Origin of the sequence: Paenibacillus sp. FSL P4-0176 (assembly GCF_037975265.1) — a bacterium.
In the GTDB taxonomy this organism is placed as follows: Bacteria; Bacillota; Bacilli; order Paenibacillales; family Paenibacillaceae; genus Paenibacillus; species Paenibacillus amylolyticus.
This window is the reverse complement of sequence record NZ_CP150242.1, coordinates 4,542,813-4,557,708: the sequence shown is the minus strand read 5'-3', so window position 1 is coordinate 4,557,708 and position 14,896 is coordinate 4,542,813. Positions and strand designations below refer to the sequence as shown.

Below are 14,896 nucleotides of genomic sequence, written 5' to 3'. Positions count from 1 at the left end.
TGTGCTTGTACCTATTCCTTCAATAAGAATCATTGACCGTAATTTTAATCTGCTTGGTGAGATTGACGATTATGAAAGCTTACAGTTCACCCGTCGCTTTTACAGGGCTGGTGAATTTGAGTTGCATATAGCTCTACACAAGCAAAGCGTGGACCAGCTTCAAAAGGAAAACATCATTGTTGTTGATAACCAAATGCATAAGGCCGGAATCATCCAATACCGTCAAATTGGTCAGGACGACAAAGGTATTGAAACGCTAATTATAAAAGGTCCCACACTCGGCGGAATACTTGATAGACGGGTAACTGTAACGGACAACTTTGATCGTGTAAGAGGTCCGGCCGAGACAGTGATGAAGCATTACATTAATAATCACTTGATTAATAGTGTGAATGTCCAAAGAAGAGTGCCTTTCATGGCGGTTGCTCCGGATCTAGGGCGCGGAGTGGTTACACCGTGGCAAACAAGGTTTGAGCCTCTGAATATGGTCACGCAGGAGATAGCCGAGTGGTGCGATATTGGGTGGTTTGTATCACTTGATTACAGCACCCAGAAATGGGTGTTTGACGTACTTGTCGGGCGCAATCTGACAGCAGACCAAAACATATTACCACCTGTCATATTCTCGCGGGACTATGACAACATCGAATCCCAGTCTTTTATTGACTCGGACCAGCAATTTAAAAACGTTGGTTACGCTGGGGGACAGGGAGAATACGAGGATAGGCTCATACAGATGGTCGGAGAAGGATCAGGAGCAGACAGACGTGAGGTGTTTCTGGATTGTTCAAGTGCCGTGGACGCTGCTGAGTTGGTAGAGATGGGAGATCAAAAACTTGCCACTCAAAAGAGGATCGTCACCTATGATGGACGCATCTTGGATACAGGCAGCTTTATTTTTGAGCAAGATTGGGACTTAGGCGACATCGTAACGGTGCAAAACAGAACATGGGGTGTAACGCTCAATAGTCGCATAACAGAGGTGAAAGAGATATACGAACCGGATTCGAAAATCGAAATATCTCTTGGCGAAGAACTACCAACGATCACCCAGATTGTCAAAGAACTAAAAAATGAAGTGAAAAGGAGTGGTTAACCAATGCCAGAAAAGTCAGGTTTTTTCGATTCGACATCAACTGATGTCAGGACGTATCCTGCCAGAGAATTTGCTGATTACTTCGCCCAGCTATTAACCAACGGCGTTTTTAATGGCGGTCAGTACCTTAGACCAACTGCAACGGGAACTGACGCTACAGTTTCACTTAGCCCTGGATACGCATGGATCAACGGATATGTATACAGCGTATATGACACGCCATTACCTTTGTTGGTACAACCGGCAGCATCCTTGCCAAGGATTGACCGTTTAGTTTTACGATTAGATACAAGTCTATCGACCCGTAGAATCCAAGCCATGATTATCCAAGGAGTCCCAGGCTCGAATCCCAACCCTCCTGGTTTAACACGTTCAGGGGAAGTATATGATCTATCCATAGCACAAATAAGAGTTAACGCAAATACAACGATCATCACACAAGCTAACATCACTGACGAACGATTAAACACCGCTGTATGTGGTTTGGTCAACTCGCTTGTCCAAGTGGACACCACGGTTTTCCAACAGCAATGGGATGCGTTTTTGGAAGAGATTCAGCAAGAAGGGTTTGCATCAACGCAGTACGTTGACAATCGCGTGCTCACTGGTGGGTATGGAGCAACAACCAATAGCGGCAATGCATACTCAGTAACTTTAACTCCAGCTCCTTCAGCGCTCGTGGCTGGGTTGAGAGCAACGGTGAGAATCAACACAACTAATACTGGAGCGGCAACAATTAATGTTAATGGTCTCGGTGTCAGAAACATTCTTAAATCGAATGGAGGCGCCATGACAGCGAATGGACTCAGGTCCGGATCAGTCTATTCGCTTGTATATAACGGAACGGCTTTTATCTTACAGGGTGAAGGGGGTGAGTACGGTACGGCGTTGGCGGGTGACGTGAGATCGACGAAGACTATAGGAACGGAGTCAGGATTGTTGTCGGGGACTCTTGTAACCAGAGACATAGCGCCTACAATAATAATTCCAAATTCATCGGATCAGGTTTTAAATTCAGGGATATACGATAACCCAATCACCATTAAGGCGGGTGCGAGGTTAGCTAGCGGAACTTCAACCTCTTCTTCAACGACCATGACACCCATTTTCGGATTTCAAGACCCCTACTATTACATTACTGTTACAGGTCTTGGATTCCGCCCTAACAGAGTGATAATGAAGGCTGTATACAGTGAAGATAGATCTATTGTTTGCACTTATGATTTCGGGACGAGGAATGGAGTCCCCTCCGCTACCGCAGGGGCAAACAACTACAATTTTATCGTTGTATCCGCTGAACTTTCAGCGATGCCTAACCAAGGATATGTCCGAGTGTATGAATTTAGTGTTTCCAATTTACCAGCCAGCGGATTCGCCATGGCAACGAATTCATTCAGATTACCTGTTCCTGTCGCTAACACAAATGTGATTTGGGAAGCAATATCGATATAAAAGGAGGGGTAACATGAATATAGGAGCGCGTATTTACTATGAAAAATCAACTGGCAATATCATTGTGAATACTGGGCAACGTTCAGGGGATGTGATTGAAACAACAGTTGAGCAGGATTTTTATTCTTATGCTGTTCTTGCTGAGCGAGTACCTGAAACAGTGGGTGTTATCCAGTTGGATTACGGACAGTATGCAGCTGATTATGCTCAAGGCGGATACATCGCACGAGTTGATATGGATACTTTGGAACCGCTATTCACCTATCCTGATCCAGTCGACCCAGAGACACCACAAGAACCGCGTGCGGCACTCAGTAAACAGGTCGATGCATTAGTGCAGGACAATACACTTCTGAAGGCACAGAGCAGTGCTTTGTCAGAACGAGCGGACTTTGTAGAGGATGTTATTGCGGAAATGGCAACCCAGGTATACAAATGATTCGACGTTTCATAACCTGGTTGCTTCTGAAAGGAGGTGACGCTACTATGATGGCCATGTTCTTTGCACAACGTGTTATTTTAAACAAAACAGAATTCAAAGCTGTTCCTACATCTTTACAGGACGGAGTTAAAGAGATTTTGATAGATAGCGGACTTGATTTTCTAATCACCGAGTAACCAGCGTTCCGAATATGGAGCGCTATTTTTATGCCCTCTGGAGTGGTCAGGGGGCTTTTTTAAATATATAGAGATAGGGGAGCGAGGGGATGAACTGGTTGGATAGCCTAAAGGAAGTTCTTCCGCTGGCTGAAAAATACGGTTTGGCCTTGGTATTGATGTTCGTGCTATTAGGCGTGTGCATCTATTTGGTGAGGTCGGCTATAAATGATGCCAGAAGAGAAAGAGACGAGGCACAAGAACAACTTCACAAACTAACTGAGAAAATGAATGCGGAGCGTGAAAAGTTTATGGAGCCGTTGTTGAATATGGTTAATAACTTAAAAAAGGATTCTGGCGAGGATAGAGGAGGCTAACATTGTGATACTGAAATGGATCAAGCGTTTACTCCCACGCCAAGATAGAGAGAAAGAGAGGGAGCTCCAAGTTGTAAAGCATAAAGCATCGTTAGCGTTGCAGCGATACAGCGATTGCTCTGAAGAGATCAAGTCACTCATTGAGAAAAATCACTTTGCGAGACATTTGATCTACGATAAAGGGGGAAACACGGAGCATGCACACAATTGATATGATCTTACTTACGTTGTATTTTATCGGAGCCGTATGCGGAGTGTATAACCTTATAAAACATGCTCCATATTTTAAGGAACGTTTTAAATCGGGTGTTGTCAGTGCATTTATGCTGGCGATGCTCTTTTTTTTGGGCGCATACACATTCAAGATGGTTATTGCTATTTGGATTAGGCTCAGCACGTCTCTAACGGGTCGTGGTGCTGTTTTGGAAGCAATCCAGAGTTACGCATGGACCATTGCCATGTTTGGCACTACGGCAGGTCTGGTGATTCTGTCTATCCTAACTTATACGAAGCGATATGACTTGTTTGTGTACTTGAGAAAGATTGATAAAGAGGGGGAACCAGACGATGTTGACTCTGGAACAAGTGAAGGCTAAATCCCAAACACGTTTGTCCGGAGTACATCCGGTCATTCGGCAACTGGGTGAGACTCTTATTGAGCGTTGTTATAACCGTGGTGTGTGGGTCTTGATTACACAAGGATTGCGGACATATGCGGAGCAAGATGCATTATACGCACAGGGCCGAACGGTTTTGTATGACTCCAAAGGTAAAAAACTGCCCATCGTTACACAGGTAAAGGGCGGATATTCAATCCACAATTTCGGATTCGCCATTGACTTCGCTCTATTACTGAAAGATGGAAAATCGGTATCTTGGGACACGTTGCGAGACGATGACAAAGACTCCCTACCGGATTGGTCGGAAGTCGTGGAAGAGGCGAAGAAACTGGGATTTGAGTGGGGAGGGGATTGGCGGAGCTTTGTAGATATGCCACATCTTCAGATGGTGTTTGGACTGACGACTGCACAATTTCGTGCGGGGATAAGACCGACTCAGGCGCAGCTCAACGCAGTTTTATCAAAACTTAAACCAGCTACACCATCAAAGGAGGGTGAACCTATGACAGCAGAGGAAAAGAAAGAATTTGAACAGCTTAAGAAGGATGTAAAGGCACTTCAGACGCGAGTTAACATCAACGGCGACCAAACACCACCTACTGTGTATCACAAGGCGCTAGAGGCAGCTAAGTTCGTTGAAGCTATCGCCACAACTAATGACAAGGATCAGTCTGCATTAAAGATCCTTCAAACGATGTACAATATGGGTCTTTTCGAACCGCGATTCATCGAGCATCTTAAATCATTCAAAGGGAAGGTGTAAACGATGAACGAAATTATTCAATCTACTGTAACAAACGTCCTTATCTCTGTGGCATGCTTACTGGTGGTTATGTTGTTCGTGTTCCTTGTTAAAGAGTGGCGTCAACTCGGCGCATGGATTGCGGCACGTAAAGCAGCTGCAGAAGCTAAGTCTGCTGAGTCCATTCAAAATGCATTGTGGAGTGTGGCGCAAGAAGCATATGCTAAGGCTGAGGCGGCACTGGGTGAACTTGCTGGGCCAGATAAGATGGACATTGCACTTAACTATGCGGTGAAACGTCTGAGGGCATTGGGTATCGCTGTTAATGCGGATGAAATTCGGGCGAAGATTCAGGAGGCCTGGGTGAAGTTGGACAAGATACCTAAGCAACAATCACGAAAAACCATTACGCCGAATATAACAGTTAATAGTGATCGGATCGATAGTGAGTCTATTATGAAAGCTATGGAAGCAGAAATCGCTAAAGTGGTGCAAAAGTAAAACAAAAGGCTCTGCTGGCTTTTATGCTGGCAGGGCCTTTTTTGTTTACTCACATATGGCGTTGACACTCAGTACAATAGTGCCTTCCTTTATTATCAAAGGAATACCCCTTCCGCTTAACCTCTCTAATTCTTTTATCAAAAACCAAAGTTGATTCTGCTGATAAAATTCTTTCTGCTCCACATTTATCACATATGACAGATTGCACAGGTGTTCCATCGGGGACTGCTGTTAATATATGTTCATTACTTCTGTAACTCATCATTGTTCCCTCCAATCAGGTGCTTTATAGTGCCAGCGAATCAATACACGCGTACCTTTGCTGTAAACCCATCTTACTCAGGCGGGGTATGGCGATTCATGCGATTCGTTTTTTTATTTAAATAACTTTTTGATCACCTTAAAAATATCGAATGTCGTCTTGTTGTACACTTTGTTATACGCTGCTCGTTTCGGATTACGTAACCATCCATATCCACGAGGCATCTTCAATCCGGCACGATGCACGATCTGTCGTTTAATACTTGTTCTAGCGGCTATACGTTTCTTTAAGCTAGGCTTACGGAATCCGAATTTCATTAACATCACCTCATTCATATTTCCTTCAAGAGAGAAATTAAATATTTAGTGAGAAATCAATTCTCCCCTGCTGATCTATATAGAATATTTCTTTGCTGCGTGACGAAAATTTTTCCTCGATTCTTTCTGTCTCTTCTTTTGTACGCGAGATACGAGAAGCATTAACGACAATCATTTTCTTTATGCCAGTATTATCAAGATATTCTAAAGCCTCATCAAGGACTTCTTTTGCAGATTCAGATGAACCCGTAACTGAAAATACTTTATCTATAGTCATCCCGTGTTCTTGAGAAAACATAGTTAATTTTTCAATCTGAGAATTATTAGTCTGCAAATCCGTACTAACTCTTGCGAAGCCAATTATTCTTTCATTCATGATAAAATCCTCCTATATAATTAATGTTGATTTCATTTTAGTATAAATTCCACTACCGTACCATCTGGATATTCCTCTAACTGATTACCTACCCAGCTACCTGCACCACGATTGTCTGATGGACTTATGTATTCAATATCTGCACCTTCTCCGCCTTCAGCGCACATTGCCATGGGCCACTCATCCCGGTCATATCCTTTTTTGGTGTCTATGCCTCTCAGGGATAGTTTGCGGTTCTCATCTGCTCCATCGCGGTCAATGGTACATGTAGCTGGATGACCGTTCTCTACAGCATCTTGGATGTGCTTAGCTGTCTCGGGATAGCGATCAGTAGGGAAGAGTAGCTGAACTGTTTCTGATTTACTTACAGGCGTCGATTCTGTCTGTTCCTCTGATCCAAACCACTTGTCTGCATTGATTACTGCTAGGGCGATAATTACCGCTAATATCATTCCTACAATCTTTTTCATAATCTACCTCCATATTATCTTTTCGGCAACTCTTTAAAATACTCCTTCACCTGACGCTCCAAAATAGTGTATGAACGCTTGATACGCCAGTTCATTACTATGTACCGTTTCTCATTAGTAAGGACAGCAGGAGTAGTTTCCCAACCTGTACAGCGGTCACCTGGGATGTATCCGTACTTATCAAACGCCTTTGTACATATTAATCGGACAGACTCGGTAACATGTTTACCTGTGCCGGCACAATCGTAGCAGATATACCCAGCAGAGAAGCGGCCGGAGCCGCCACAGCGTTCACAGATCATCGTGCATCACCATATGTAACTTTCCCGGTGATCTGTAGCTCCTCCAGCCGAGCGCACGTCTCATGCTGCCACTGGGTATCATCCGTCATGGATGCCAATAAGGATTCGTTCTGGAGTCGAGCTAATTGCCAACAGTGCTTTGCGTTAAGTTCCAAACACTGATTCATCTCGGTCAATTCATCTTCGTTAAGCAAACGTTTCTTAGCAACTGACCACAACTCAGCCATACGTGCGTGATAAGGGAACATTTCATCGCCTCCTTGATCTTATACGCCTATTTTACATGCTTTAAAATGCTGTGTAAATACCTAAATCGAATGTTGTTAAATATTTTTAAATGCTGTAAAATTGGTGGACAAGGAGTTGATGTCATGGTAGGCAGACCGCCGAAGAAAGAAAAGAAGGTTCGCGAGGCTATTTATTTTGAACCTGAACTGATTGAATGGTTGCGTGAGGAAGCAGAAAAACAGAAATGTACAGTAAGCGTGGTTGTGAACCAGATTGTAGACGCAAAGAAGAACAATGAATAATAAAATTCAAGAAGGAAAGGGGGCGAGTTTTATAGAATAAACGCATAAACTAAACTAAAGTAGGGAGTCGTTTCTTTTGGAGGATATTAAGATTTCTTATGTTATTGTAGCGCGGGATATAGACTATATAAGCGTAGACAATGATGATATGCAAGGGAGTCAATTTGCAATCATTGAACCTTTAATTGGTTTAGAGGTTGCAACCATTCCTTTTTTAATAAAAACTAGGGTTGCTTTTACAACAGTAGGGATGACCTTAGGAGAAGAATATGACACATTCTTTTATCTCTTCGATCCGAATGGTAAAGAAATTATTAAAAAAGAGAAAAAATTTTTATGTCGGGACAATGACTCTAATCCAATAGTAACAACATTTGTACATAATTCAGGATTCAACATAGAAGCTTTTGGCGAATATGTTTTCAAAGTAGGATTGAAAAATATTGTTTCAAGCGAGTATACACTCTACATATCAGAAGGGGTAATTTGATATGGGTGATGTCGTGTTCCTAGATGATCATGAAAACTTTAAAAACAGCAATAAAGTTGTTGATGAAAATGATGAGAATAAAGATTTAATTCAGAGATATATAGATCTGCACAACATGGATGCTTCAAAGTATCATAGCGCAACGAAGGAGGGGAACAACATGGATGAATCGACCAAGGCACTAATTAATCGCTTGGATCAAGATATGAGAGATCATAAACAGGAGATAAGGGATCGTGACGCAGCCATCACTGCTGATGCAAAAGAACGCGAGAATAGATATCGAGATGAAATGAAAGCTCAGGATGAACGTTGGAGACAAGAGTCAAAAGAACGTGAAGAACGTCTAATGTCTGCACTTAATGACATGAAAAACGAATTACGTTCTGACTTTCAGGATGTGAAAGATGAGTCAAGAACAACTAGGAATACCGTTATAGCCCTTACTATTTCGATTATCTTAGGGGTAGCTGCTATGGTGTTAGCTGTTATATACGGGATTGAATAAACTTGCCCAAAGTGGGAATGATGTTACTACTCTCTCCCATGAGTGCTACTATAAATGTACCTAGTCTGTGTGACTGGGTATTTTTGTTGTTGCTCAAAGAACGTATGTTCGCATATAATATGACCAGAGGTGATTTACATGCTAACGGATTATCAAAGAAAGGTCCTTCGGATATTATACAACTACAAAGGTGTACGACGTGTATTCCCTACCATGCATGAGCTAATGAACAAGACAGGTAAGGATCAGCCGGACGTTATGGCGGCTCTGGATACGCTTATAGCAGAGAGATATATACATTGGGATGATAAGTCGGATACGTCCAATATCGTTATCTTGGAAGGCTGGGAGCGCGAAGGGGAACGTCCTAAGGTGGAACCAAATCGGTCAACAGGAAACACCGATTACTGGACTCAATACTAAGGAGTGGTTATCATGAGCATCAAATTGTCGGAAAACGGATTGTTTGAGTCCTCCAGAATGATATTGCCTGAACATAAGGAGGCTTGGTTAACACACATGAAGGAGCAGAAAAGACGTGTGAAACCGGAATTAGATGAGCAGGAGATACAGCGTATCAGTGAAGTATTGGGCGAGTCATATAGTAACAACAGTACAGTCGATCTGGTGATATTCAACCCATTCAATGATGACACTGTATCCGGTGTGGTTGTAGGTTTAAATACCTCCCGGCGTGAAGTTAAGTTGATGTTAGATGAAGAATACCGATGGATCAAGTTAATTGAAATTATATCGGCATCTGTATAACATTTGTATGAAATTGGCTATGGAATTGCCGCAACCTCATATATAATTGTAAGTATAATTGTTATGGGGGACGAAGAAATTGAAGGATGCGGCACTGTATTACTCTCTCGGCTATTTTGATGCGTTATCTTACATATTATTGTGTCTACAACTTTTCATGTTGCCAATAAGGGATAACATAAAGAGAATAGCTATTTATGCTCTGTTCGTCACTAGCTTTTCTTTTATGATGCGAATGGTTTTCAAACTTCCTGAATTTGATTTAGGCTTACAGTATGTGTTTTTGGTTCTATTCTTACGTTATGCGCTTGAAATCAAAACACACATTTCCTCTTTTGTATCCGGGGTCGGATTGTTAACCTACATTTCATTTCAACTTTTATTGTACTTCATCTATTCTATTTCCGAGATCGTACCAACCGATGTGATAAATCACAATACTGGTGCGGCTGTGTATCTGATCCAAATACCTTCAATAATGATCGGTTTTGCATTAACCGGAATACTCGCATTGTTGAACAGAGGCTTCACATTTATAGTAGCGCCGCCACACGATTTCCTTATAAGGGAAGATTATTCTGCATCAGAGAATAGAGTTATGATAATTGGCACTGTGATATCTATTGTGACAATGGCTTTGACAGTAGCACTCCTGTACATTGCTAATCCATTCTGGCTAGCTATTACAGCAACCATAGGGTTAATCCTATCAATTTACTTATCGATAAGGAGTGACCGCCAGGATGCTATCAAGAATATCAACGAATATCGCGCGAAGCATAAATAAGGCTGATCCAAATACCGATATAGAACTTATGGCTTATTCGCTTAAAAATAAGTTGAATCAATTCTTTGCAATGGCAATAGCGCTTACTATATGCATTTGGACAAGTCAGTGGATAGGAGTTATCGTTTCTTATCTCTTGCTAATGATAATACGTGGTAGATCGGGAGGCAGACATCTCCCTTCATTAACATTGTGTTCGATAGCGTCCGGTATATTCATGGGTGTAGTTCCGATAATTGAATACAGCAACAACATTGTGTTCTATATGACTATTTTCTCGGTGGTTATTTTTGCTTTATTCGCTCCGAATTACTTTCATGAGCGAATTGATGATGGTAGTGATGTAAGAAATAAAATAATCGTCACCATTATCGCGGCAAGTAATTTGTTTATGCTATCCAGCTTGGTTGCCACCGTTTTGGTGGTACAAGCTTTAACTATTCTACCCTGGACGAGGAGGTGAACCTAGATGAATAACAAACTATTGAGTATGGCAGGTAAATACCTGGAAGCTGATGCTAAGAAAGAAGCTTCCAAGGTGAAAACTTTATTCGGTGCAGCGAAATTGCCGGAATCATTGAAAGTTAAAAAAGAGAAGTAAGCCTATGGATAAAAAAAGTATTAAAGTGTTTGGGGTGCCTTCTGCAGAGGATAGAAGAGCTACTCCAAACAATTTTTTTTATTACTGCACTGATATGTTCTATGTTTCTACACACAAGCCCAAAAAGAATTACAATGTACCTCAGGTATTTACAGTAAACGGCGAGTTCGGGCCAGCATTGACCATGAAACAGTGTAAAGAAGGTTTGCCTTCCCATTTTGAGCATTTAGTAAATGGTACTATCGTAAATTTGAAGAAGGTCAAAACGATCATAAAAATACCACATGGCGCCCAAGTGGTCTTTAACGTTCCAGTGGAGCCATTAGAGATATCTGATTATGCCTTTGACAGTAAACCCTGGAATAAATTGATTGAAGAAGCTGCAGAACAACCAGATGATGACAGATGGTTACCTGCTGTTGAGTACGATGAAAATGTAAAGCAAGGTGAGGCAGCCTTAATAAGGATTAAAGACGTAGTCGTTATTGAATCTTGTTCACCAAAAGCTAATTATTATGTCCCGTTGTATGTGACAGAGGAAAAAGCTTTTGTCGAAGCGATGACCCTGCAGTCCTACAAACCCTTGTTCCCTAAATTATTCCCTCTACTCAACACAAACCTTGTCAATCTGGACCAGGTACAGGGTGCAACTGATATGCTTTTCGATATTGTGGTTAGATTTAAAAACTCCGCTCTGACAACGAGTATGGCACATAAATATAAGAAGCACTTTCCGGAGTTCTTCAAAAAATAAGGCCATCCCTTTAAATCAAAGGAGTGGCCTTATCATATTTTTATTTGTGTGTCAATAGTAAGTTGTACTAGTAAAATGCGATCAATAATAATCGACAACCATCGACAAATTCCACTATTATCCTGTGATAAACTAAATATGGAAAAGGAGTCATATGTTCATGAGGGCTTGTTAAGAGAAAGGTGGGGCGAGGTATTTGTAGTTTCAGAACATATATATTCCGAAACACTCCAAGGGAGTGCGGTTTAAACCGCCGTTTACGACAACGTATACTCGTAGAACTTATCCATAGGAACATCTAGGACAAGGGAAGACAGAATGAGGACCTCCACAGTCATCTTCTGCGTACCATTGCAATAGTGAGACACCATGCGTGGTGATATTCCAGTCCTACGAGAAAACTCAACTTGACTCATTTGCCGATGGTCAAGCCAGTGTTGAAGTAAACATCTCCCTAAGGAGATTTTGTTCACCTTGAACTCCTTACATTAAATCAATTTTGTTTCAGGCCACATTATAACACGATGGCAAATTGCGGTAAACCACTATAAATACCAAATCACATCATAGGGGAGATACAGAATGTTAAAAGAATGGTTGGAGCCAGCGATTGAAAAACGGGTATGGGAAGTAGTAAAGATTTGTGAGGAAGAGAATAAAGGGCTGTATGATGAGTTTTCGCTAACCTTAAATAAATTGAAAAAACACATACCATTGGAACTCATGGATGATCTAAATAAGATGGAGGATATTTTCTTGCAGAAAGGATCTTCGATCAAGACAGCTTATCAATCTGGGTTTAACGATGCATTTAAACTAAACCAAGAAATGAAGGATCTTATTTAAAAAAGCACTCTGTCACCATTACGGCTGACAGGGTGCTTTTATTATAGAAGGGAATATTTTAACTATGGGTTAGTTTCAGGACAAGACTCTCCACTCCTATCCAATAACTGTATTGCTCCACGTGAGCAATGGCCGCTTATGTAAGCGGTCTTTTTTTTGTCTTAAAAAAGTTATGGGAAAGGCATTGATATGTTAATAGTTACACTTGGACTTACATCCTCTATTTACATCTCCCTCCTTAATCTGTTAGGATACCTTAGATCCAATAAATATCACATTTTTGTAACCTTTTCGGTATATCGTCCGTCTATATAAGCAAGGGTTACCAAAAAGGCTCAAAATGAAGTCATGAACGTGAAAATGACCGCATATGAATGACAGGTCGGGTTTTGTGGATGCCAATGGATTTGCCAGGATGATGCAGACCGTTGTACAATAAATACTGTTAATGTAGAAACGTTGGGGAAATTGCCATTACATAGGGGAATTTGGCGGGAAGGCCAGTTATGGCGCTGAACGCTTTTTATATGCGGTGAGAACCGCAACTTTTTTGTGCCTGTTCGGTAATACATGGATAGAGTCGAACGGGGAGAAGCACATGGATGGGCGAGGAGGGGTCGCACTCAAATGACGGATTCCCAGTTGATTCGAGAGATCAAGGAAGGTAACCTGGAGTTATATTCCGAGCTGATGACTCGTTATCAGCGTAAAATACTGGCTTTCGTATATCATATGTTGAAAAGTTCCAATATGGAGCTGCTTGCGGAAGATCTCTGTTCTGAGACTTTCTATAAGGCGTTCCGCAGTCTGCACTCTTTCCGTGAGGTGGATGCCTCATTCTCAACATGGTTATATACCATTGCGAGAAATACGGTACTGAGTGAGCTTCGCAAACAGCGTAGCGGAAATGTCCCACTTGAAGAGAGCGGGATTGTTCCCGTTGCTCCTTCGGAGAATACACCGGAGTATGCTGTACTACGCAGCGAGCGGGTGATGCTGGTTAGGGATGCGATTAACAATTTGCCGGAGAAGCAGCGTTCTGCGATTATACTCCGTGAGTATGATCAACTAGACTACCAAGAGATTGCGAATATTCTTGGGCAGAGCGTCAGTTCTGTGAAATCGCTATTATTCAGAGCAAGATCAAGCGTAAAAACTCAATTGGAACCTTATTTCTTCGAACCGGTGTACGAGCCATATGAAGGGATGAAGAACCGATGAATTGCAATGAAGCCCAGGAACTGTTTGCACTGGTCTGGGACTTGCCGGAAACTCATCCTCAGCGGATTGCATTTCATGCTCATCTCGCTGGTTGTGAAGAGTGCTCCGAGCAGTTTGAGGTCTGGGAAGAAGCTCAGATCTTGCTGCACAGCATTCCGGTTCCAGTGACAGAACAACAAGCAGAGAGAGTGAACCGTAACGTTATGGACCGGATCTACGCGGAGTCTCCATGGTTACTGCCAGAAGAGGTAAAGGTTAATCGTTTCTCTGCTGTGATCCGCAAGCATATGTCTTTGTGGATTGCCGCGTTCCTGGCTATTTTTTTATGCAGCTTTCTGTATATGGCAATGTTTAAGCCAGACGTATCAGAAGCTGAGCAAACCAAAGTTGTTACTACTGGTATCCTGGAGACAGGGGTTGCCGGAAGCGGACCATCGTCCTCTGGCATGTATCAGTACAACATGACTGGAGCGGACAGAGGAAGTATCATAGAACCTTTTGTTGTGAGCATGGGACCTGCATATCCGCAGTATTGGATGGCCCTCTCTTTACTTGCAATAGGAATGGCGTTATTTTCTCTTGGACGTATGCATCGAACAACGAATAAACGCAAACAAGGTGCGAGTGCATAGGTAATAACCTTTCGTTCGCCGTGTGGAGAAATGAGGGATGTAAGTGCGAATCGGGCTTATTCGTCACGGTCTTACAGACTGGAATGCGGCGGGCCGTATACAGGGTCAGACGGATATTCCTCTGAATGGAGAAGGTCGTGAACAGGCAGAGCGCCTGGGAAGACGTCTGCTGACGGAAGAATACCAATGGGACTATATCATCACAAGTGGATTATCGCGGGCACAGGAAACAGGGGAGATTATCTCCAAGCTGTTGAATGTACCTTTGCTTGAGCCAGACGCACGGTTGAAAGAAAGGGCTTTTGGTCAGATTGAAGGTCTGACTTCAGAAGAACGGGTTGCCCGTTGGGGCCAAGCCTGGGAGACATTGGACTTGGGACAGGAGCAGATAGCGGATATCCAGATTCGTGCACTGGCGTTTCTGGAAGATCTATGGTCTGCCTATTCGGACCAAAACGTACTCATTGTCACTCACGGAGCTTTCTTAGCCAACCTTTTAACAGCTTTGTTTAAAGATCGGTATACAGAACGGATTGGAAACCTGTCACTGACGATCCTGGAAAAGGAACGTGATGACTGGAGTCCGCTGTTGTATAATTGCACACGACATCTGTCTTTGGACACAGCGAAACAACCTGAGTAATCCA

At 42.4% G+C, this 14,896-nt stretch carries 26 protein-coding genes; 21 read left to right on the top strand and 5 right to left on the bottom strand.

What is annotated here, in order from left to right; translation table 11 throughout:
* The first annotated feature begins 1 nt into the window (after position 1).
* The 9 genes from MKY95_RS20960 to MKY95_RS20920 all read left to right on the top strand — a co-directional run bounded on the left by MKY95_RS20960 (position 2) and on the right by MKY95_RS20920 (position 5,385).
* On the top strand, positions 2 to 1,096 hold the full coding sequence (locus tag MKY95_RS20960) for a siphovirus ReqiPepy6 Gp37-like family protein (protein ID WP_339194255.1): 1,095 nt from the start codon (positions 2 to 4) through the stop codon (positions 1,094 to 1,096).
* A gap of 3 nt (positions 1,097 to 1,099) precedes the next feature.
* Positions 1,100 to 2,548: a hypothetical protein gene (locus MKY95_RS20955; protein WP_339194253.1), complete on the top strand. Its 1,449-nt coding sequence runs from the start codon at positions 1,100 to 1,102 to the stop codon at positions 2,546 to 2,548.
* A gap of 13 nt (positions 2,549 to 2,561) precedes the next feature.
* Complete coding sequence (locus tag MKY95_RS20950) at positions 2,562 to 2,987, top strand: hypothetical protein (protein ID WP_339194252.1); 426 nt, start codon at positions 2,562 to 2,564, stop codon at positions 2,985 to 2,987.
* 47 nt (positions 2,988 to 3,034) lie between these two features.
* The gene (locus tag MKY95_RS20945; RefSeq protein WP_339194250.1) at positions 3,035 to 3,166 is read left to right on the top strand and encodes a hypothetical protein; all 132 of its coding nucleotides are present in this window, start codon (positions 3,035 to 3,037) and stop codon (positions 3,164 to 3,166) included.
* 89 nt (positions 3,167 to 3,255) lie between these two features.
* Positions 3,256 to 3,522 carry a hypothetical protein gene (locus MKY95_RS20940; RefSeq protein ID WP_211083583.1) on the top strand — a complete coding sequence of 89 codons (267 nt, stop codon included), beginning with the start codon at positions 3,256 to 3,258 and terminating at the stop codon, positions 3,520 to 3,522.
* A gap of 4 nt (positions 3,523 to 3,526) precedes the next feature.
* Positions 3,527 to 3,733, top strand: coding sequence for a hypothetical protein (locus tag MKY95_RS20935; protein ID WP_339194247.1), 207 nt, complete (start codon positions 3,527 to 3,529; stop codon positions 3,731 to 3,733).
* The gene (locus tag MKY95_RS20930; RefSeq protein WP_339194245.1) at positions 3,720 to 4,118 is read left to right on the top strand and encodes a hypothetical protein; all 399 of its coding nucleotides are present in this window, start codon (positions 3,720 to 3,722) and stop codon (positions 4,116 to 4,118) included. The genes MKY95_RS20935 and MKY95_RS20930 overlap by 14 nt, the downstream gene beginning before the upstream one ends.
* Entirely contained in the window at positions 4,090 to 4,905 is an 816-nt protein-coding gene (locus MKY95_RS20925) for a M15 family metallopeptidase (RefSeq protein WP_339194243.1), read from the top strand. The genes MKY95_RS20930 and MKY95_RS20925 overlap by 29 nt, the downstream gene beginning before the upstream one ends.
* 3 nt (positions 4,906 to 4,908) lie before the next feature.
* Positions 4,909 to 5,385, top strand: coding sequence for a phage holin, LLH family (locus MKY95_RS20920; RefSeq protein ID WP_339194241.1), 477 nt, complete (start codon positions 4,909 to 4,911; stop codon positions 5,383 to 5,385).
* A gap of 375 nt (positions 5,386 to 5,760) precedes the next feature.
* Here the strand turns inward: MKY95_RS20920 and MKY95_RS20915 are convergent, their stop codons facing one another.
* The 4 genes from MKY95_RS20915 to MKY95_RS20900 form a co-directional block, all read right to left on the bottom strand.
* Entirely contained in the window at positions 5,761 to 5,964 is a 204-nt protein-coding gene (locus MKY95_RS20915; protein ID WP_076328388.1) for a hypothetical protein, read from the bottom strand.
* 37 nt (positions 5,965 to 6,001) lie between these two features.
* A complete protein-coding gene (locus MKY95_RS20910; protein WP_339194239.1) occupies positions 6,002 to 6,340 on the bottom strand; it encodes a recombinase family protein in 339 nt (112 codons plus the stop codon).
* Between the two features lie 32 nt (positions 6,341 to 6,372).
* Positions 6,373 to 6,810 (bottom strand): NucA/NucB deoxyribonuclease domain-containing protein, encoded by a 438-nt coding sequence (locus MKY95_RS20905; protein WP_339194237.1) that lies wholly within the window; start codon positions 6,808 to 6,810, stop codon positions 6,373 to 6,375.
* A 298-nt stretch (positions 6,811 to 7,108) separates the two neighbouring features.
* Entirely contained in the window at positions 7,109 to 7,360 is a 252-nt protein-coding gene (locus MKY95_RS20900) for a hypothetical protein (RefSeq protein WP_339194235.1), read from the bottom strand.
* A gap of 123 nt (positions 7,361 to 7,483) precedes the next feature.
* Between MKY95_RS20900 and MKY95_RS20895 the strand changes: the two genes are divergently transcribed.
* The 8 genes from MKY95_RS20895 to MKY95_RS20860 all read left to right on the top strand — a co-directional run bounded on the left by MKY95_RS20895 (position 7,484) and on the right by MKY95_RS20860 (position 11,550).
* Positions 7,484 to 7,642, top strand: a complete 159-nt coding sequence (locus MKY95_RS20895) for a hypothetical protein (RefSeq protein ID WP_339194234.1) — start codon at positions 7,484 to 7,486, stop codon at positions 7,640 to 7,642.
* A gap of 76 nt (positions 7,643 to 7,718) precedes the next feature.
* The gene (locus MKY95_RS20890; RefSeq protein ID WP_339194232.1) at positions 7,719 to 8,132 is read left to right on the top strand and encodes a hypothetical protein; all 414 of its coding nucleotides are present in this window, start codon (positions 7,719 to 7,721) and stop codon (positions 8,130 to 8,132) included.
* A 1-nt stretch (position 8,133) separates the two neighbouring features.
* Positions 8,134 to 8,640, top strand: a complete 507-nt coding sequence (locus tag MKY95_RS20885) for a hypothetical protein (RefSeq protein WP_339194230.1) — start codon at positions 8,134 to 8,136, stop codon at positions 8,638 to 8,640.
* 225 nt (positions 8,641 to 8,865) lie between these two features.
* A complete protein-coding gene (locus tag MKY95_RS20880) occupies positions 8,866 to 9,063 on the top strand; it encodes a hypothetical protein (protein WP_245838202.1) in 198 nt (65 codons plus the stop codon).
* Positions 9,064 to 9,075: 12 nt separating this feature from the next.
* Entirely contained in the window at positions 9,076 to 9,408 is a 333-nt protein-coding gene (locus tag MKY95_RS20875) for a YolD-like family protein (protein ID WP_076328392.1), read from the top strand.
* A 79-nt stretch (positions 9,409 to 9,487) separates the two neighbouring features.
* The gene (locus MKY95_RS20870) at positions 9,488 to 10,195 is read left to right on the top strand and encodes a hypothetical protein (protein ID WP_076328393.1); all 708 of its coding nucleotides are present in this window, start codon (positions 9,488 to 9,490) and stop codon (positions 10,193 to 10,195) included.
* 469 nt (positions 10,196 to 10,664) lie between these two features.
* Positions 10,665 to 10,796, top strand: coding sequence for a hypothetical protein (locus MKY95_RS20865; RefSeq protein ID WP_282615754.1), 132 nt, complete (start codon positions 10,665 to 10,667; stop codon positions 10,794 to 10,796).
* A 4-nt stretch (positions 10,797 to 10,800) separates the two neighbouring features.
* Positions 10,801 to 11,550: a hypothetical protein gene (locus MKY95_RS20860; protein WP_076328395.1), complete on the top strand. Its 750-nt coding sequence runs from the start codon at positions 10,801 to 10,803 to the stop codon at positions 11,548 to 11,550.
* Between the two features lie 257 nt (positions 11,551 to 11,807).
* Here MKY95_RS20860 and MKY95_RS20855 read toward each other — a convergent pair whose 3' ends face one another.
* Positions 11,808 to 12,023 (bottom strand): helix-turn-helix transcriptional regulator, encoded by a 216-nt coding sequence (locus MKY95_RS20855; RefSeq protein WP_076328396.1) that lies wholly within the window; start codon positions 12,021 to 12,023, stop codon positions 11,808 to 11,810.
* A 109-nt stretch (positions 12,024 to 12,132) separates the two neighbouring features.
* On the opposite strand from MKY95_RS20855, the gene MKY95_RS20850 reads away from it, so the two are divergent.
* The 4 genes from MKY95_RS20850 to MKY95_RS20835 all read left to right on the top strand — a co-directional run bounded on the left by MKY95_RS20850 (position 12,133) and on the right by MKY95_RS20835 (position 14,892).
* Positions 12,133 to 12,396 (top strand): hypothetical protein, encoded by a 264-nt coding sequence (locus MKY95_RS20850; protein ID WP_076328397.1) that lies wholly within the window; start codon positions 12,133 to 12,135, stop codon positions 12,394 to 12,396.
* A gap of 627 nt (positions 12,397 to 13,023) precedes the next feature.
* Positions 13,024 to 13,617, top strand: a complete 594-nt coding sequence (locus MKY95_RS20845) for a sigma-70 family RNA polymerase sigma factor (RefSeq protein WP_076317436.1) — start codon at positions 13,024 to 13,026, stop codon at positions 13,615 to 13,617.
* On the top strand, positions 13,614 to 14,249 hold the full coding sequence (locus MKY95_RS20840; RefSeq protein WP_036607660.1) for a zf-HC2 domain-containing protein: 636 nt from the start codon (positions 13,614 to 13,616) through the stop codon (positions 14,247 to 14,249). The genes MKY95_RS20845 and MKY95_RS20840 overlap by 4 nt, the downstream gene beginning before the upstream one ends.
* Before the next feature lie 43 nt (positions 14,250 to 14,292).
* Positions 14,293 to 14,892 carry a histidine phosphatase family protein gene (locus tag MKY95_RS20835; protein ID WP_036607658.1) on the top strand — a complete coding sequence of 200 codons (600 nt, stop codon included), beginning with the start codon at positions 14,293 to 14,295 and terminating at the stop codon, positions 14,890 to 14,892.
* The last annotated feature ends 4 nt before the right edge of the window (positions 14,893 to 14,896 follow it).